General features: G+C 59.3%; 19 protein-coding genes. 9 read left to right on the top strand and 10 right to left on the bottom strand.

Annotated features, from left to right (window positions below):
- Window positions 1-36 precede the first annotated feature (36 nt).
- Window positions 37-333: a DUF1244 domain-containing protein gene (locus tag QRN38_RS09380; RefSeq protein WP_010203361.1), complete on the top strand. Its 297-nt coding sequence runs from the start codon at window positions 37-39 to the stop codon at window positions 331-333.
- Window positions 326-667 carry a HopJ type III effector protein gene (locus QRN38_RS09375; protein WP_010203359.1) on the top strand — a complete coding sequence of 114 codons (342 nt, stop codon included), beginning with the start codon at window positions 326-328 and terminating at the stop codon, window positions 665-667. Before QRN38_RS09380 ends, QRN38_RS09375 begins: the two co-directional genes overlap by 8 nt.
- A 230-nt stretch (window positions 668-897) precedes the next feature.
- On the opposite strand, the gene trxB is transcribed toward QRN38_RS09375, so the two are convergent.
- A complete protein-coding gene (trxB, locus tag QRN38_RS09370; protein ID WP_005736511.1) occupies window positions 898-1,860 on the bottom strand; it encodes a thioredoxin-disulfide reductase in 963 nt (320 codons plus the stop codon).
- 357 nt (window positions 1,861-2,217) lie between these two features.
- Here trxB and cysZ point away from each other — a divergent pair, with 357 nt between their 5' ends.
- Together cysZ and QRN38_RS09360 are read left to right on the top strand one after the other, a co-directional pair.
- Complete coding sequence (gene cysZ, locus QRN38_RS09365; RefSeq protein WP_007244082.1) at window positions 2,218-2,979, top strand: sulfate transporter CysZ; 762 nt, start codon at window positions 2,218-2,220, stop codon at window positions 2,977-2,979.
- Between the two features lie 185 nt (window positions 2,980-3,164).
- Window positions 3,165-3,509 carry a hypothetical protein gene (locus QRN38_RS09360; protein WP_007244083.1) on the top strand — a complete coding sequence of 115 codons (345 nt, stop codon included), beginning with the start codon at window positions 3,165-3,167 and terminating at the stop codon, window positions 3,507-3,509.
- A gap of 97 nt (window positions 3,510-3,606) precedes the next feature.
- Here QRN38_RS09360 and QRN38_RS09355 read toward each other — a convergent pair whose 3' ends face one another.
- Window positions 3,607-4,203, bottom strand: a complete 597-nt coding sequence (locus QRN38_RS09355) for a hypothetical protein (protein ID WP_007244084.1) — start codon at window positions 4,201-4,203, stop codon at window positions 3,607-3,609.
- A gap of 318 nt (window positions 4,204-4,521) precedes the next feature.
- Here QRN38_RS09355 and QRN38_RS09350 point away from each other — a divergent pair, with 318 nt between their 5' ends.
- Both QRN38_RS09350 and QRN38_RS09345 read left to right on the top strand, forming a co-directional pair.
- Complete coding sequence (locus tag QRN38_RS09350; protein ID WP_007244085.1) at window positions 4,522-4,821, top strand: hypothetical protein; 300 nt, start codon at window positions 4,522-4,524, stop codon at window positions 4,819-4,821.
- Window positions 4,822-4,900: 79 nt separating this feature from the next.
- The gene (locus tag QRN38_RS09345) at window positions 4,901-6,112 is read left to right on the top strand and encodes a glycosyltransferase family 4 protein (protein ID WP_054090860.1); all 1,212 of its coding nucleotides are present in this window, start codon (window positions 4,901-4,903) and stop codon (window positions 6,110-6,112) included.
- Here the strand turns inward: QRN38_RS09345 and QRN38_RS09340 are convergent.
- The 3 genes from QRN38_RS09340 to QRN38_RS09330 all read right to left on the bottom strand — a co-directional run bounded on the left by QRN38_RS09340 (window position 6,081) and on the right by QRN38_RS09330 (window position 8,470).
- A complete protein-coding gene (locus tag QRN38_RS09340) occupies window positions 6,081-7,184 on the bottom strand; it encodes an NADH:flavin oxidoreductase (protein ID WP_007244087.1) in 1,104 nt (367 codons plus the stop codon). The genes QRN38_RS09345 and QRN38_RS09340 overlap by 32 nt on opposite strands.
- A 182-nt stretch (window positions 7,185-7,366) precedes the next feature.
- Window positions 7,367-7,855: a glutathione peroxidase gene (locus QRN38_RS09335; RefSeq protein ID WP_057415940.1), complete on the bottom strand. Its 489-nt coding sequence runs from the start codon at window positions 7,853-7,855 to the stop codon at window positions 7,367-7,369.
- 129 nt (window positions 7,856-7,984) lie between these two features.
- Window positions 7,985-8,470 (bottom strand): FKBP-type peptidyl-prolyl cis-trans isomerase, encoded by a 486-nt coding sequence (locus tag QRN38_RS09330; RefSeq protein WP_005736521.1) that lies wholly within the window; start codon window positions 8,468-8,470, stop codon window positions 7,985-7,987.
- 14 nt (window positions 8,471-8,484) lie between these two features.
- Between QRN38_RS09330 and QRN38_RS09325 the strand changes: the two genes are divergently transcribed.
- The 3 genes from QRN38_RS09325 to yihG all read left to right on the top strand — a co-directional run bounded on the left by QRN38_RS09325 (window position 8,485) and on the right by yihG (window position 11,928).
- Window positions 8,485-8,790 (top strand): DUF3565 domain-containing protein, encoded by a 306-nt coding sequence (locus QRN38_RS09325; RefSeq protein ID WP_007244089.1) that lies wholly within the window; start codon window positions 8,485-8,487, stop codon window positions 8,788-8,790.
- A gap of 77 nt (window positions 8,791-8,867) precedes the next feature.
- A complete protein-coding gene (gene pta, locus QRN38_RS09320; protein WP_005768767.1) occupies window positions 8,868-10,958 on the top strand; it encodes a phosphate acetyltransferase in 2,091 nt (696 codons plus the stop codon).
- 64 nt (window positions 10,959-11,022) lie between these two features.
- Window positions 11,023-11,928 (top strand): 1-acylglycerol-3-phosphate O-acyltransferase, YihG family, encoded by a 906-nt coding sequence (yihG, locus tag QRN38_RS09315; RefSeq protein ID WP_007244091.1) that lies wholly within the window; start codon window positions 11,023-11,025, stop codon window positions 11,926-11,928.
- A 108-nt stretch (window positions 11,929-12,036) separates the two neighbouring features.
- Here the strand turns inward: yihG and QRN38_RS09310 are convergent, their stop codons facing one another.
- The 5 genes from QRN38_RS09310 to QRN38_RS09290 form a co-directional block, all read right to left on the bottom strand.
- The gene (locus QRN38_RS09310) at window positions 12,037-12,726 is read right to left on the bottom strand and encodes a YiaD family glycine zipper/OmpA-like lipoprotein (protein ID WP_003379278.1); all 690 of its coding nucleotides are present in this window, start codon (window positions 12,724-12,726) and stop codon (window positions 12,037-12,039) included.
- Window positions 12,727-12,839: 113 nt separating this feature from the next.
- The gene (locus QRN38_RS09305) at window positions 12,840-13,766 is read right to left on the bottom strand and encodes an ABC transporter permease (RefSeq protein WP_007244092.1); all 927 of its coding nucleotides are present in this window, start codon (window positions 13,764-13,766) and stop codon (window positions 12,840-12,842) included.
- Entirely contained in the window at window positions 13,766-14,887 is a 1,122-nt protein-coding gene (locus tag QRN38_RS09300; protein ID WP_057417968.1) for an ABC transporter permease, read from the bottom strand. The genes QRN38_RS09305 and QRN38_RS09300 overlap by 1 nt, the downstream gene beginning before the upstream one ends.
- Window positions 14,880-16,391: an ABC transporter ATP-binding protein gene (locus QRN38_RS09295; RefSeq protein ID WP_054090858.1), complete on the bottom strand. Its 1,512-nt coding sequence runs from the start codon at window positions 16,389-16,391 to the stop codon at window positions 14,880-14,882. The genes QRN38_RS09300 and QRN38_RS09295 overlap by 8 nt, the downstream gene beginning before the upstream one ends.
- On the bottom strand, window positions 16,388-17,479 hold the full coding sequence (locus tag QRN38_RS09290) for a BMP family ABC transporter substrate-binding protein (RefSeq protein ID WP_057417969.1): 1,092 nt from the start codon (window positions 17,477-17,479) through the stop codon (window positions 16,388-16,390). Before QRN38_RS09290 ends, QRN38_RS09295 begins: the two co-directional genes overlap by 4 nt.
- Window positions 17,480-17,682: the final 203 nt, after the last annotated feature.

The following is a 17,682-nucleotide window of genomic DNA, read 5'->3' as shown; positions in this document are numbered from 1 at the left end:
ATCATGGCGCGACTTATTGCCTGAATAGAGCCCGTCATGACCGAGCAAGAACGCCTCGAACTCGAAGCCGCCGCCTTTCGCCGACTGGTCGCGCATCTGGACAGCCGCAAGGATGTCCAGAACATCGACCTGATGAACCTGTCCGGCTTCTGCCGCAACTGCCTGTCCAAATGGTACAAGGCCGCCGCTGATGAAAAGCACATCGACATCAGCCTGGATGATGCCCGCGAAGTGGTTTACGGCATGCCGTACAGCGAGTGGAAAGCCAACTACCAGAAAGAAGCCAGCGCCGAGCAACAGGCGGCGTTCGTCAAGGAAAGCAAACATGACTGATATCAATTCCCTGCGCACCAGCCTGCGCAGCGGCGAACATGCGTTCGCCGACACCCTGGCTTTTATCGCAGACGGTTACGATTATCAGCCTCAGCCGTTCAGAAACGGCAACGTCGACAATGCTGCCGGGCAGAACGAAGGGTCTTGCAAGACACTTGGCCTGGCGCTGCTGGAAGGTTTGAGCGATGAAGAGGCGCTCTTGGCATTTGGCGAGCACTACCGCTCGGTGCAAGCCGCGCCCGAAGGCAGCGACCACGGCAATATCCGTGCGCTGATCAAGCATGGGCTGGCAGGTGTGACATTCGAAGGCGAGCCACTCAAGCGCAAGGTTTGAAGGCACTGGAAATCAGGGCTTCTGCCCGGAGGGCGTGGGAGCTTTCGGAGGTTACGACGGCTGCGATGGGCCGCGGAGCGGTCCTGAAACAGGCTACCTCGGCTATGTCTGGCACACCGAGGCGGCTGGTTTTTCTGCCGGTTCCCGGCAGCTTGCGGACAAGTCCGCTCCCACATTTCTGAAGATCGCGGACGGGCGAAGCATTGCCCGGTCCGCGCTCATAATGCCAATCAGAACGTGGCGTTTGCCAGACCGTCCAGGTAGCGCTCGACGTCCAGTGCAGCCATGCAGCCTGCGCCTGCCGAGGTGATTGCCTGGCGGTAAACGTGGTCAGCCACATCACCGGCCGCGAATACACCTTCAACGCTGGTGGCAGTTGCATTGCCTTCACGGCCGCCGTGTACGACCATGTAGCCGTCCTTCAACGCCAACTGACCTTCAAACAGCGAAGTGTTCGGCGTGTGGCCGATCGCAATGAACACACCGTCGACTTTCAGCTCGTCGCTGCTGCCGTCGTTGTTCTTCAGACGCGCACCGGTCACGCCCATGTTGTCGCCCAGCACTTCGTCCAGTGTGGCATTTAGCTTGAGAACGATTTTGCCTTCAGCGACACGTGCGTGCAGCTTGTCGATCAGGATCTTCTCGGCGCGGAAGGTTTCGCGACGGTGAACCAAGGTCACTTTGCTGGCGATGTTGGCCAGGTACAACGCCTCTTCCACAGCAGTATTGCCGCCACCCACAACCGCAACTTCGCGATTGCGATAGAAGAAACCGTCGCAGGTCGCACAGGCCGAAACACCTTTGCCCATGAACGCTTCTTCCGAAGGCAGGCCCAGATAACGAGCGCTGGCGCCAGTGGCGATGATCAGTGCGTCGCAGGTGTAGGTCGCGCTGTCGCCCTGCAGGCTGAACGGCTTGCCAGCCAGATCGACGGAATTGATGTGGTCGAAAACGATTTCAGTCTCGAAACGCTCGGCGTGCTCGCGCATGCGCTCCATCAGTGCCGGGCCGGTCAGACCGTGAGGGTCGCCGGGCCAGTTGTCGACTTCGGTGGTCGTGGTCAATTGACCGCCAGCCTGCATGCCGGTGATCAACAGTGGCTTGAGGTTGGCGCGGGCGGCATAGACCGCAGCGCTGTAGCCGGCAGGGCCGGAGCCGAGAATAATCACTCGGGAATGACGTACGTCTGACATGACACGCTCCTATCGACCGACTGTTCAAGCCGCAATCGAAACAGCTGGATAAAAAAGGACCGCCGAAACACTTGGGGAAGTGCCATTCTACTCGGCGGATCCTGAAAGTTCTGACTCCTGAGACAGGTCCTGAAATTGGTGCCAAGCCTATCGGGGTAGCAGAGGTTAAGGAAATATCGTTTCACAATCCACCCCATAGGTCACTTCTATAAGGTGACCGAGCCACAGCGCTGTACTCGCATCAATACTCAGCCTTGGCGAGCGCAGCAAACGGTCCTGAACGCTGACATCCATCAGCCCTTTCACGGCTATCACAAAGCCGGTAAGGTCACGCCTTTCAAGCATTCGGAGGCTGCCATGCCCGCTCCTGCCCTGACCGGCCCGCAATACCTGAGGGAAGGCCTGAAACTGATCCTCAGCCCTGGCCTGCGCCTGTTTGTTCTGCTGCCGCTGAGCATCAACATCGTGTTGTTCTGCGGCCTGATCTACCTGGCGGTGCATCAGTTCGAGCTGTGGGTCGACACATTCATGCCCACCCTGCCTCACTGGCTGAGCTTTCTCAGCTATATCCTCTGGCCACTGTTTGTCGCGCTGGTGCTGCTGATGGTGTTTTTCACCTTCACCGTGGTTGCCAATATCATCGCTGCGCCGTTCAACGGGTTCCTCTCCGAAAAAGTCGAAGCCGTGATTCGCGGCGTGGATGAATCGCCGGATTTCAGCTGGGCCGAACTGGTCGCAATGGTCCCGCGTACGCTGGCCCGCGAAGCGCGCAAGCTGGGCTACATGCTGCCACGCATGCTCGGGCTGTTCATCCTGTCCTTTATTCCGGTGGCCAACATCATCGCAGCGCCCCTGTGGCTGCTGTTCGGGGTATGGATGATGGCGATCCAGTACATAGACTACCCTGCCGACAACCATAAACTGGGCTGGAACGAGATGCTCGGCTGGCTGAAAAGCAAACGCTGGCAGAGCCTGAGCTTCGGCGGCATCGTCTATGTTGCCTTGTTGATCCCGGTGGTCAACCTGCTGATGATGCCTGCCGCCGTAGCCGCCGCAACGCTGTTCTGGGTGCGTGAGCGCGGGGCGGATGCCTTGCCGATCGCGCACGCCAGAGACTGACCCTTTCATGCCGGGCCGCGCAGTACGGCCCGGTAGACCTGAAAAACGAAAAAAATCACTCACTATATATATCTACCGCACCCGCCCCTCTCGGCCGAGGTTAAATGGGGCCTCAACCAACCCGTTCATGTGAAGCCCGCTTCCATGGAACATGCGACACATGAACTTAACAAGGAAGTTAAATCATGAATACTCCAGTAAACCCAGCTGTATTTGCCGCCGAAAACGCTACAACTAAAGAAAAAATCCGTGCTTTCCTGGTCAGTGAATTGGACGAATGGTCGATCGACCCGGATAACGTTTACATCAACGGCGTAAACGATCCTGAAGAACGCATGGTCATCGACTCCAACTCCCTGACTGCCGAAGCAATCAACCGTGTTTTTGAGAAAGACGCTCCGTCTTACTCCACACGCACCGCAGGTCTGTTCACCGTGGCTTATTCGTATGCCGATGAACATCGCCTGGCTGCACCGGATCTGGCCAAGGTAGGCGAAGTGATCGGCCAACTGGTCAATGACTTGGGCTGATCGTTCTGATTGACAGGCCGAGTGACGACAACGCCTGAAAGAGCACCGGACAGCTAATGGATTAGCTGTCTGGTACTTCTTCTGGTATCAAAACTGTCTAGCCTAAAGCAGAAGCGGAAAGATAGGTCGGTATACTGACCAACCACATGGCACATCCGATAACAATCCACAAGCCATTGGCAAGCGTCAACCTTGAGTTGGTGCTCCCGTCCGGGTCATGCGCGGCGGCATTTATCTTCGACTGTACCAGCATCATATTAAGCGTCTGCGCAGTGGCCAGCAGAACAACCCATACCAGCCAGCCACCGACCAGTTCGAATCGCAAATTCCCTGACACACCCTGCGCCAGCAGGATTCCCGCAATGGTCAATGCCAGCAGCACCGAGGCGCTAACCGCCCAGTACGCCATGTGACCAAGACCCTGCCGCCGCAGACTTTTATCCACCGTAAGAAACAGTGGAAAAGCGTAAATAACGGCAAAGATCACGCGCGCAACAGGCCACACATTGCTGCCCGAAAACTTCTTGTTCAGCGACCAGTTTCGATAAAACCAGTAAGTCGCGAAAAAACCCGACGTCAAAAAATACAGAATGAAAAACTTCTGTAACGACACGACATAAAACTCCGGGCCGCCACTGTCTGACTCATCCTTATCCAGGCTGGCTTTCGGGGGCGCATATATTAAACCTGACATTTCACGTCCTTCTGAAAAGGGGCCAATACTATCAGACCAACAGAAACCCTGCAAAAAAGACAAACATAAAGACGCTTCCTACAAAAGAAAACTCCAAGCCTTACAATCAAAGCCAAAAAGCATCTAACTGGCTGGCGGCAAACCGTTGCCGCTAAAAACCAAACGTTGAGCGTTTCAAAAAGTGTAATGTAGTCCGTTTCTGTAGGCTAACTAAATCAGCACCCCGCTCGCTTGACTCAAGTGTGTAGGACCAAACCAATTATCCATATTGGCATTGCGCTTGCTCTATTGCCTCTAAACAACAGGAGCTGTAGAGCAATGGAAAACACCGTAAATACCGCAACAGCCAGAGCAATCAACACCACCCGACCTGCCGGTCTCGAGACCCTCCCGCAATCTCGATCAGACAGGTTTGCTCAGATATTGAGCCAAAGGGTCGGAGACCTTACGGCGAGCGAATCTGCAACGCTGGGCAAACAGGCCCTGCCGCGCTCGACCTTTTTTATGAACAACATGAGCCTTGAACAACGCACCTCTGTCATCGACGACAAGGACTTTCTTCCGAGACCAGCGGCGATGGAGCGAATCGCCGACCCGCAAAGTCGCCGGTTGAAATAAACCTTCGCGGTTGCGGTGAAGCCATTGAAGTTCACACAACCGCCACATAATCGAAATATTACCCGCCGAAACTGCTCTCATGAGCCAGATTCTTAATGTCACCCTGATCACTGAAACCTTTACTCCCGAGATCAACGGCGTTGCCAATACCCTGGGGCGGCTTTGTGACGGGTTGCGGTTGCGCGGGCATCGGGTCGAGCTGGTTCGGCCGCGCCAGAACGACGAGATCAACTCCGGGGCTGCCGATGACCTGATGCTGTGCCGTGGCTGGCCTATACCGGGTTATCCGGGGCTGCAGTGGGGTCAGTCTTCGATGCACAAGCTTTTGCGACGCTGGCAGCGGCGCAGGCCTGACGTGTTGTATATCGCCACCGAAGGCCCGCTGGGGCTGTCGGCGCTGCGGGCAGCGCGGCGCTTGGGGATTGCGGTGATCAGCGGCTTTCATACCAATTTTCCGCAATACACGCAGCAATACGGCATGGGGTTCATCACCCGCCTGCTGACCCACTACCTGCGCTGGTTTCACAACCGTTCGCGCGTCACGCTGGTGCCGAGCGTCAGCCAGAAGGTCGAGCTGGAGCGGCGTGGCTTTGAAAGGATCGAGCTGCTGTCTCGCGGCGTCGACAGCCAACTGTTCAACCCCTCCCGGTGTTCGCAGGCATTACGCGAAAGCTGGGGCCTGCAAACAGGGGATATCGGGGTCATCCATGTCGGCCGCCTTGCGCCGGAAAAAAACCTCGGGCTGCTCAAGACTGGTTTCGAGGCGCTCAAGAGCAGTTATCCGCAACGCACCATCAAGCTGATCGTCGTCGGCGATGGGCCTCAGCGCAGCGAGCTTGAACAGCAGATTCCGGACGCGATCTTCTGCGGCACACTGCGCGGTGAAGTGCTGGCGACGCACTACGCCTCGGCCGATATGTTTCTGTTCCCGAGCCTGACCGAAACCTTTGGCAATGTGGTGCTGGAAGCATTGGCGTCAGGGCTGGGCGTCGTTGCTTATGACGAAGCCGCTGCCGGCCAGCATATTCGCCATGGCCACAACGGCGCGCTGGCGATGCCGGGCGACGAAACGGCTTTTGTTGATGCGGCACGCTGGCTGCTTGAAGACAGTGAAAACCTGCGACGAGTGCGCTTGAACGCCAGGCAGCACGCCAGCCGCCAAGGCTGGACGGCTATCATCGATCAGTTCGAGCGACAGTTGCGTGACGCCTGCCCGAACGAAAGCAGCAAAACGCTCAGGCAGACAAACGACAAAACCATCAGACCAGTGTCGTCAGTGCCTCTCGACTGAAAGGCAGGATGTCCTGCTCACGGCCTTCGCGGACTTTCACCGCCCAGTCCGGGTCGACCAGCAGCGCACGCCCTACCGCCACCAGATCAAATTCGTCGTTGCCCAGCCGCTCCAGCAGGTTTTCGAGGCTGGCAGGTTGTGCGACTTTTTCGGTATTGACCATGAACTGCAGAAACTCGCCATCCAGCCCTACGCTGCCGACTGTGATCGTCGGTTTGCCGGTCAGCTTGCGCGTCCAGCCCGCCAGGTTCAGCTCGGAGCCTTCGAACTCAGGCTCCCAGAAACGCCGGGTAGAACAGTGAAAGATGTCCACGCCTGCATCGGACAGCGGTTGCAAAAATTCGCCCAACGCCTCAGGCGTCTGCACCAGCCGTGCGCTGTAATCCTGCTGTTTCCATTGTGAGAAACGGAAGATGATCGGGTAGTCCGGCCCAACAGCAGCGCGTACGGCCTTGATCAGTTCGATAGCAAATCGTGAACGATTGGCCAGGCTGCCACCGTACTCGTCACTGCGCTGATTGCTGCCCTCCCAGAAGAACTGATCGACCAGATAACCGTGAGCCCCGTGAATTTCGACGCCGTCCATGCCAATCGCCTTTGCGTCGGCTGCGGCCTGGGCAAAGGCTGCGACGACCTCGTCGATATCCTGTTTGCTCATACCGTGCACCAGCACCTGGCCGTCCTTGACCTTCTCCATCGGGCCATACGCCGGGATGCTGCCGTCGGGTTCGGTGCCCAGACGACGGACAGCACCCACATGCCAGAGCTGCGGGGCGATCTTGCCGCCCTCGGCGTGCACTGCATCCACTACTTTCTTCCAGCCGGCCAGCGGCGCATCGCCGAAAAACTGCGGAACGTTGGGGTAGCCGTTGGACGCCGGGTGATTGACCGTCGTGCCTTCGGTAATGATCAGCCCTACACCGGCCGCCGCCCGGCGACGGTAATACTCGATGACTTTCGAGTTGGGCACATGACCCGGCGAGAACGAACGGGTCATGGGTGCCATGACCACGCGCGACGACAGTTCCAGACCGCCCAGACGAAAAGGTGTGAACAAGGCTGCAGCCGACATGCGGGACTCCAAGGGAAAAAGGGTCGATGGCTGTACGGCGACATGCGCCAGATCAGGCGCGCAGAATATCGCCGGGCGTCAGTCAGAGCCCAGCACTATTCATCCTGCTTATTTGAGTCAAGAAGCGTTGGGTTCAGCGCAAGATAGCCGGGCAGGCGATACAGGCTGCCCAGGCCATGCGATCAGTTGTGCGACAGAGCCTTTTCGATGGCCTGGATCACTGCAGGATCGTCCGGTGCAGTACGCGGTGAGAACCGTGCGCTGACCCCACCGTTTTTGCCCACCAGAAACTTTTCGAAATTCCAGGTGATGTCCCCTGGAAACTCCGCGCCCTCGCCCGCCAGCAAGCGATAAAGCGAATGACGGTTCGGCCCGTTTACGTCGAGTTTTTCGCCCAACGGGAAAGTCACGCCGTAATTGAGCTGGCAGAATTCGGCGATTTCCTGCTCGGTGCCGGGTTCCTGGCCAGCAAACTGGTTGCAGGGCAGGCCCAATATCACCAGCCCCTTGTCCCGGTATTGCTGATACAGGTTTTCAAGTGCTGCGTACTGCGGTGTGAGCCCGCATTTGGAGGCGACGTTGACGACCAGAACCACCTTGTTCTTGAAATCCGCCAGCGGCAGTTCCTGACCACCCAGCGCTTTCAATCTGATGTCGTGAAAAGCACTCATGAGAACCCCTTTTGAAACAAATAACCCTGGCCACAACCTGAAAAGGCACCATGACCGAACGCGCAACGAAAGTCGTCATCGCAGAACAGCCAGGGCGCCTTTTCAGTGACCTGAGCCTAGCAGCACAAATCAGTGTTGATGACCGCCTTCACCGTGAACATGGCCGTGAGCCATTTCTTCTTCACTGGCGTCGCGAATAGCCACAACTTTCACGTCGAAGTTCAGGCGCTGACCTGCGAGCGGGTGGTTGCCGTCAACAGTCACGTCATCGCCATCCAGATCGCGGATGGTCACGATCTGCATGCCGCCGTCCGGACCCGAAGCGTGGAACTGCATGCCGACTTCAAGCTTGTCGACACCTTCGAACATGCTGGCGCTCAGGGTGCTGACCAGCTCGGCCGAGTATTCACCGTAGGCGTCTTCCGGCTCGACGGCAACTTTGAGCTCGTCGCCGATTTCCTTGCCTTCCAGAGCTTTTTCCAGGCCCGGAATGATGTTGCCTGCACCTTGCAGGTAAACCAGCGGCGCACCACCGGCAGAGCTGTCGATGACCTCACCAGCGTCGTTGGTCAGGGTATAGTCAATGGAGACAGCCTTATTGGCGGCGATCGGCATGGGGACAAGACCTTTTGCTTAAGATTGAAGAACGAGCAAGTTTAACCAAGCAATCGCCCGAAAGCGAACGCAACTCTGACAGACGGCCCGGATTGGAAAGTTCAACGGTTATTGGCTTGAGCCAGGATGAAGAAGGACACTGGTTTGTGCTGCTGTCCTGTGGCCACACTCAGCACCTGCGCCATCAGCCGCCATGGCAGTCGCGCGCCTGGGTTCTGGACCCTGTACAGCGTCAACGGATGACAGGTCAGGTGTTTTGTTGCGGCTGGTGTGCGAACGCCGCAGATAACGATAGTCTTGGCACCGAGAACTCGCGTTAGACGATTTCCTGACTTTTTTGGCCGGCCGCTGTTCCATATCTGCTGCGCCCCTTGCACTGCCCAATCGAGAACCCCGTATGCAGACGTTTTTCATTGCCCCCACGGATTTTGGTGTGGGGTTGACCTCCATTAGCCTGGGCCTGGTGCGCACGCTTGAGCGTGCGGGCTTGAAGGTAGGTTTCTTCAAACCGATAGCGCAACCGCACCCCGGCGATCTCGGCCCTGAACGCTCGACCGAGCTGATGGCCCGTACTCACGGCCTGAAACCGCCCAAACCGCTGGGTCTGGCGCACGTCGAACGCATGCTGGGCGATGGCCAGCTGGACGAACTGCTCGAAGAAATCATCAATCTTTATCAGCAGGCAGCCGTCGGCAAGGATGTGCTGGTGGTCGAAGGCATGGTCCCGACCCGCAGCGCGAGCTATGCCGCACGGGTCAACCTGCACCTGGCCAAGAGCCTGGACGCCGAAGTGATACTGGTTTCCGCGCCGGAAAACGAGGTCCTGACCGAGCTGTCGGGAAGGGTCGAGCTGCAGGCGCAGCTGTTTGGCGGCCCCAAGGACCCAAAAGTATTGGGCGTCATCCTCAATAAAGTGCGCACCGAAGAGAGCATTGAAGTCTTTGCTGCGCGCCTTAAAGAACATTCGCCGCTGCTGCGCAACGGCGATTTCCGGCTGTTGGGCTGCATTCCCTACCGCGCCGAACTCAATGCGCCGCGTACCCGTGATGTGGCCGAGTTGCTGGGCGCTCAGGTGCTGAATGCGGGCGACTACGATCAACGGCGCATGTCGAGAATCATCATCTGTGCGCGCACGGTGCTCAATACCGTGCCGCTGCTCAAGCCCGGCGTATTGGTCGTAACCCCGGGCGACCGCGACGACATCATCCTCGCCGTGAGCCTGGCAGCGATCAATGGCGTACCGCTGGCAGGCCTGCTGTTGACCAGCGATACCGTGCCCGACCCGCGCATCATGGAACTGTGCCGGGGCGCGCTTCAGGCCGGCCTGCCGGTGCTGTCGGTGAGCACTGGCTCCTATGACACGGCCAACCGCCTCAATCAGTTGAACAAGGAAATCCCCATCGATGACCGAGAGCGCGCGGAAATCATCACCGATTTCGTCGCCAGTCATCTGGACGCCAGCTGGCTGCACCAGCGCTGCGGCACCCCACGAGAGCTGCGCCTGTCACCTGCGGTGTTCCGCTATCAGTTGATTCAGCGCGCCCAGGCGGCCAATAAACGCATCGTGCTACCCGAAGGCAACGAACCGCTGACCATTCAGGCCGCGGCGATCTGTCAGGCGCGCGGTATCGCTCGCTGTGTGTTACTGGCCAGGCCCGAAGAGGTGCAGGCGGTTGCGCAGGCACATGGCATCGAGCTGCCACCGGGGCTGGAGATTCTCGACCCGGACCTGATTCGCGAGCGCTATGTCGCGCCGATGGTCGAACTGCGCAAGAGCAAAAGCCTGAACGCGCCGATGGCCGAGCAACAGCTTGAAGACCCCGTAGTGATCGGCACGGTGATGCTGGCACTCGATGAGGTAGACGGGCTGGTGTCCGGCGTGGTTCATTCCACGGCCAACACCATCCGCCCGGCCCTGCAACTGATCAAGACCGCGCCGGGCTGCACGCTGGTGTCGTCGGTGTTTTTCATGCTGTTTCCCGAGCAGGTGCTGATGTATAGCGACTGCATCATGAATCCTCACCCAAGCGCCAGCGAACTGTCCGAGATCGCCCTGCAAAGCGCCGATTCGGCCACTGCGTTCGGCATCTCGCCCCGCGTGGCGATGATTAGTTATTCCAGCGGCAATTCGGCCAGCGGTGAAGAAGTCGAGAAAGTTCGCGAGGCAACGCAACTGGCACGCGAAACCCGCCGCGATCTATTGATCGACGGACCGCTGCAGTATGATGCCGCCGCCAACGAACACGTCGCCCGGCAACTGGCCCCGGACAGTCAGGTGGCAGGACGCGCCAATGTGTTCGTGTTTCCAGACCTCAACACTGGCAACACCACGTACAAGGCGGTGCAACGCAGCGCCGACTGTGTAAGCCTGGGCCCGATGCTGCAAGGCCTGCGCAAACCGGTGAACGACCTGCCACGTGGCGCGCAGGTCGATGACATCGTCTACACCATCGCACTGACGGCGATACAGGCCGACACACTTTCCTGATACAACCTGACGACGCCACAGGCCCGCCTGAGGCGTCCGACCACTTTGCGGAGCCTTGTCGTTCATGGATTTCCTGCCTGCCCCATTGCGCGGCGTCATTGCCTCGCTGCTGTTGGCGCTTAACACCATCGTCTGTTGCACGGTGCTGTTCGCGGTCACCCTCCTCAAGATCTGCCTGCCCTTTTCCGCCGCCCAACGTTTCACCGACTGGCTGATGAGCCATATCCATGAAACCTGGATCGGCACCAACAACGCCTGGATCAGGCTGCTGTGCCACACCCGTTGGCAGTTGAGCGGGCTGGAGGGGCTCGATTACAAACATTCGTACCTGGTCACCAGTAACCATCAGAGCTGGGTCGACATCATGGTGCTGCAATACGTGCTCAACCGGCGCATTCGTCCGCTGAAATTCTTCCTCAAGCAGGAGCTGATCTGGGTCCCGGTGATTGGTCTGGCGTGGTGGGCCTTGGGCTTTCCGTTCATGAAGCGCTACTCCAAGGCCTACCTGGCGAAACACCCGGAAAAGAAAGGCAAGGACCTGGAAACCACCCGCCGCACCTGCGCAAAATTTCGCCACAACCCAGTGGGGATTTTCAATTTCGCAGAGGGCACACGCTTCACCGCCGGCAAGCATGCGCAACAGCAGTCGCCCTTTCGCCACCTGCTCAAACCCAAGGCGGGCGGCATCGCCTTCGTGCTGGACGCGATGGGTGAACAGCTGGAGTCGATCATCAATGTGACCATCCACTATCCAGGCGGGCAACCTGGTTACTGGGACCTGCTGTGCGGCAACGTGAAAGAGGTGGTCGCCCACTTTGAAGAAATCAGAATCCCACCGCAGTTCCTCGGCAAGAACTACGACCAGGACGGCGAATACCGTCTGGAATTCCAGCAGTGGATCAACGCGTTATGGGAAGAGAAAGACCGGCTGCTGGACAGACTGCATGAGCAGTATCCGGCGCAGCACTGATATTGACGTGTGGTAGCGAGCTTGCTCGCGAAGAGGTCATCGCCTTCGCGAGCAAGCTCGCTCCCACGTTGCCCGCATTCAACCAGTCTGCGGGCGCAGCGGCATCGATCAGTACTGCTGGCCCGGAATCGGCTTGAGGTTGACCTCTACGCGACGATTCTGGGCGCGGCCGTTGGCGTCGGCGTTGCTGGCGATAGGCTGGTCAGGGCCTGCGCCACGGACTGACAGGTGAGATTGGTCGACACCCTGGGAAGTCAGGTAGGTCGCTACGCTTTGAGCACGTTGTTGCGACAGGTCCATGTTGTGCTGACGGCTGCCGGTGCTGTCGGTGTAGCCAATGATTTCAATGTTGTTCTGGTTGAACTGCTTGAGCGAGTTCGCCAGGTTGTTCAGCGGCGAATAGAAGCTGCTGGCAATGGCTGAGGAATCGGTCGCGAAGGTGATGTTGCCCGGCATGATCAACTTGATCTGATCACCCTGACGCTGCACTTCGACGCCGGTGTTGGCCATGCTCGCGCGCAGCGCGGCTTCCTGTTTGTCAGCGTAGTAACCATAACCTGCCGACGCAGCGCCCGCAACGGCTGCGCCGATCAGTGCGCCTTTGCCACGGTTGTTATGGTCGATAGCCGCACCGGCTACCGCACCGGCCAGAGCGCCGAGCCCGCCGTATTTGGCCGTTTTGCTCATGCCACCGGAGCTTTGCGCCTGGCCTTGATTGTCATACGGATTGGAGGTCGCACAGCCGGAAAGCAAGGCGACGGCAGTGGCAACAATGATCAAACGACGCGAGGTAAACATTCAGGAGCTCCTGGTTTTGACGAACGCTGGTAAGCCGATTAGAGCATGCCGACTGTCAAAAATTCCTTAACCCCGGCTGAACCGCCCGCTGTGCAGGCTCGCGGGCCTGTTGGTCAGCGTCGCTCCTCGCGAATGAAAGGCTCGCCCAAAGCGCCCGGCTGGCTCATGGATTGACGCTTGCCGCTCGCCACCCAGACCATGACCAGCAACGTGACCGCGTACGGCGTCATCAGCACGAAATACTGAGGCAGACGCACACCCATCGCCGCCAGTTGCGGAATCAGCGCTTCGATACCGCCGAACAGCAAGGCACCGGCCAGCGCACGCCACGGCGACCAGCGCGCGAAGATTACCAGCGACACCGCAATCCAGCCGCGCCCGCCAGTCATGTCCGCGATCCACATCTTGGTGCTCAGCACGGCAATAAATCCCCCAGCCAGCCCCATCAGCGCCGACCCCGCCACAATCGCCGCCAGGCGATAGCCCAACACCGAGATACCCGCCGCATCGGCGGCCTGAGGGTTTTCGCCGACCGCACGCAAGCGCAACCCGGTGCGGGTGCGATCAAGCAGCCAGACCACCGCAATGAAGATCACCACGGTCAGGTACACCAACGGGTTCTGGACGAACAACTTGCCCACCACCGGCAACTCGGACAACGGCCACAGCTCGACCGCCTGCAAGCCATTGACCGGGCGATTGGTCCAGCCGAGCAACGTGCCCAGCAACCCGGTCAGCCCCTGACAAAAGAACACCAGCGCCAGCCCGGCGATCACCTGATTGATGCGCAGCACCAGCACCATCAGCGCGAACAGCAACGACACCACACCCGCCGCCGCCATCGACGCCAACAGCGAAAGCCCCGGCGACCCCACGCTCAACTGCATGCCGATGCCCGCCAGCGCGCCGACCAGCATCAGCCCCTCGACCCCGAGTGCCAGCACACCGCTGCGTTCGATAAGGATCAGGCCCAGCGCGGCCAGCGCAAATGGCACGGCGAAATCCGGCGCGCTGCCCAGCCAGTGGGAAATAAGCTCCATCAACGTTCTCCTGCCTGAATGCGCCGCAGGCGATGGCGGATGAAAAAGTCAGATGACGCAACGCAGATCACCAGGATCGCCTGGATCAATTGCACCATCGAAAACGGAATCTGATAAAACACCTGCAAGTTGCGCCCGGCGACGAACAACATGGCGATCAGCAGCGCAACAATCGTCGCGGCGACCGGGTTGTTGCGGGCCAGAAAGGCGATCAGAATCCCGGAAAAGCCGTAGCCCTGATAGAACGATTGAGTCAGCCGGCCTTCCTGCCCCGAGGTCACAACAAAACCCGCCAACCCCGCCAGGCCGCCGGACAGCAACACAGTGCCGATGATCATCTTGCGCACCGGCACGCCGACGGCCCCGGCGACCCTGGGGTTGGCATCGACAAAGCGCAGGTACAAGCCGGCGCGGGAGATGCCGACGAACCACAGGGTCAGACCGGTGACCAGCAATGCCAGCACAATTGCGGCGTTGTACCCGGCAAACAGATCGGGCAAACGCTCGAAGCTCTGGAATGCAGGCGAGTATGGGAAGTTGTCTCGCGGGTCTTTCCAGCTGCCATACACCAGATGCAGCAGGAAGTTAGCGGCAATGTAGTTGAGCATCAGGGTCGAGATGATCTCGTTGACCTGCCATTTGAGCTTCAACAGCACCGGCCCCAGGCTCCACAGCAACCCGCAGACTACCGCTGCCGCCATCATCAGCGGCAGACGCAAAAACTCCGGTCCTACTTGAAACAGTGAAATCGCCGTGGCGCCAATCGCGCCCCAGATCATCTGGCCTTCCAGCCCCAGGTTCCAGAAACGCGCACGAAATGCCATGCAACCGGCCAGGCCGACCATGATCATCGGTGAGGCCTGAAACAGCACGGCCTTGAAGTTTTGCGCATCGAATACCGTCTGAACCACGAATTCATTGAGCAGTTCGTTCGCAGGCACACCCGCCAGAATCAGGATTACGGTACAGATCGCCAGGCCGACGACCAACGCCAGAGCAATAATCAGGGCCTGCAAGGGCCAACCGGTCTGCTGCCGGAGTTCCAGCGTGTAACGCCTTGCCAGCAACGGTTGCCGTGCTGTTATCGGAGCCGTCAGAGGGGGTTGCGCGAGTTCAGTCATGGCTCACCATCGCTTTGCCGATGGCCTGACGGTCGGCGGGATGATCGAACTCGGCGACGATGCGCCCGCCGTTCATCACACCGATACGGTCAGCCAGGGCCAGTACTTCATCAAGGTCTTCGCTGATCAACAGCACTGCAGCACCTGCGTCTCGTGCGGCCCGCAGTCGGTCGTGCACAGCTTGCGTGGCGCGTACGTCCAGGCCACGGCTCGGGCTGTGCACCAGCACCAGTTGCGGGTCGCGGCTGAATTCCCGGGCAATCACCAGTTTCTGTGCGTTGCCGCCCGACAACAGTGCAGCTTTCTGATCGAGAGAACGCACGCCCTGCACATCGAACGACTCGACCGCACGCTGCGCGTCCTGCTTCAAACGTTTGTAACCCAGCCGCCAGAACGAACCGTACTGGCCGCTGTGAATGTTGCCGATGCCGAAGTTCTCCGCCACCGACAGCGAACCGGCCAGCGCTGCGCCGTAGCGATCCGCTGGAATAGAAGCAATGCGCAATTGCCGACGCTGTTCGGCCGAGGCGTTGCGCAGGTCGCCGAAGGGCGCCAGATGAATGTCACCCTCGGTCGCCTGCGGCAGCCCCATTAATGCGTTGGCCAGTTCCGCCTGACCATTGCCGCCCACACCGGCGATGCCGTAGATCTGCCCGGCGCGCAGGGTCATGTTCACGCCGTTCAGCGCGCTGCCGCCGACGCTGCGCAAATCCTTCACCTGCAAGCGCACCTCGCCAGGCACCGCCGGATGATGGGCCGCGACCGGCACCGACTCGCCCACCGTCAACTGCACCAGTTGCTCGACGCTGACACGCTGCGGATCAAGCGTCTGGATCGTGCGCCCGCCGCGCATGACAGTGACCCGGTCGGCATAGCGTTTGACGTCGGCCATCTTGTGCGTCACCAGAATTACCGCCGCGCCCTGCCGGGCAAAGGCTTGCACGGTCAACAACAAGCGCTCGGCCTCCTGGTCGGTCAGCACAGCGGTGGGCTCATCGAGAATCAGGATACGGGCACCGGCCAGCAGCACTTTGAGAATCTCGACGCGCTGTTGCTCGGCGACCGACAGGCTGTCGACAACCCGGCTTGGGTCAATCGCAAAGCCCAGTTCTTCAGCCTTGCGGACGATGTCCTGCTCCAGCATGCGCAGACGCTTGCGATAACTGCCTTCGCCGGGTTGCTCAGGCAGAGCCAACAGGATGTTCTGCGCCACCGTAAAAGGCTTCACCAGCTTGAAATGCTGGTGAACCATGCCGATCCGGTAGCGGCTGGCGTCCTTGGGGCCCTGAAGCTGAACCGGGTTGTCGTCGAGCATCAGCGTGCCGGTCTCTGGCGCATACAGCCCCGCAGCGATGTTCATCAGCGAGGACTTGCCTGCACCATTCTCGCCCAGCAGCGCGTGCACTTCGCCCCAACACGCGGTGAAGTCGGCATCGATCAGCGCCTTGAAACCATCGAACGACTTGCTGATGCCGGTCAGTTGCAGCGCATTGACCTGACTCATTGTTGAGTCTTCACGCCTTCGACAAACCAGTCCATTTTCCATAGATCCGGGTCGGACAACTGCTTCCCGGCTGCAACCCGCTCTTTGCCGTCACGGTCCGCCAACGGGCCGCTGTAGACGATTTTCTTGCCCGCCAGCAGTTCGGCGCGCTCGGCTTCGATCTTCTTGCGGTTTTCAGCGGAAATGATCGGGTCGCCGGTCAAGGTGATATCAGTGCCGCCCTGCTGCATCGACAACAGCGCGCCGTTGGCGGCCGGGGTCCAGTTGCCAGCGATGATTTTCTTCAGCTCAGGGCCGAGAAAACGGTCCCAGACCCAGACCGACGAACAGACAGTGGCTTTGGGGGCAAATTCGCTCAGGTCGCGATGGTGACCGGTGCCATGAATACCGCGCTCCTGGGCGACGATCTGTGGTGTCGGGCTGTCGACGTGCTGGCCGACCACATCCACACCGTTGTCGATCAACGCCATGGTCGCGGCGCGCTCTTTGACCGGGTCGTTCCAGGCCCCGGTGTAGATCACCGTGACCGTGGCTTTCGGGTTGGTCTGCCGCGCGCCCAGCTCGTAGGCATTGATGGTCCAGTTGACCTGGCCAAACGGGTTGGCGGCGACGAAGCCCAGCTTGCCGGTTTTCGACGCAGCGCCTGCCGCCATGCCGCACAGGTACTGGCTCTCGTAGGTACGGCCATAAAACGATTCGAGGTTGGCGGCGTTGGTGGTGCCCGAGCCGTTCAGAAAGGCCACGTCCGGGTATTTTTTCGCCAGCGCAAGGAAGGTGTCGGAATAACCGAATGCGGTGCCGACAATCACATTGGCACCCCGCGCGATCAGACGATCAACAACGGGCGTAATGGCTGCAGCGTTTTCGGGCACGCTTTCCACGAACTGGATTTTTGTGTCCAGATCCTTTTCAAGCTTGAGCCGCGCCTCATCGAATGCCTGAGTCCAGCCGCCGTCATTGCGCGGGCTGATGTACACCATGACGATTTTCGCAGGCCCCTTGAGGGTCAAACCCTCGGCCTGAGCGAAGCCGGCGGCCCCGAACGCGACAGCCGCACACAATGTCCCGGGCAACAGTTTCTTGTACATAGACGTTTTCCTGAGGGTAATGGCCGATGAGGACAATACGAGGCCGACTCTCAGGCTTTAGCAGCATCCATGCCACTACCGGAAAAACGCTATGGAACAACGAGCTGACGCGATCGCCCAGCCGAAAACAGATCAAATGGTCTGAATCAGAGCACTTGGTTTGTGCATGCCGCCCATTTGCTGCGCGTCCGGGGTGCGCGTGT

The organism is Pseudomonas sp. CFBP2511 (genome assembly GCF_030209255.1).
Taxonomy (GTDB): domain Bacteria; phylum Pseudomonadota; class Gammaproteobacteria; order Pseudomonadales; family Pseudomonadaceae; genus Aquipseudomonas; species Aquipseudomonas avellanae.
This window is presented reverse-complemented; position numbering and strand designations above follow the sequence as displayed.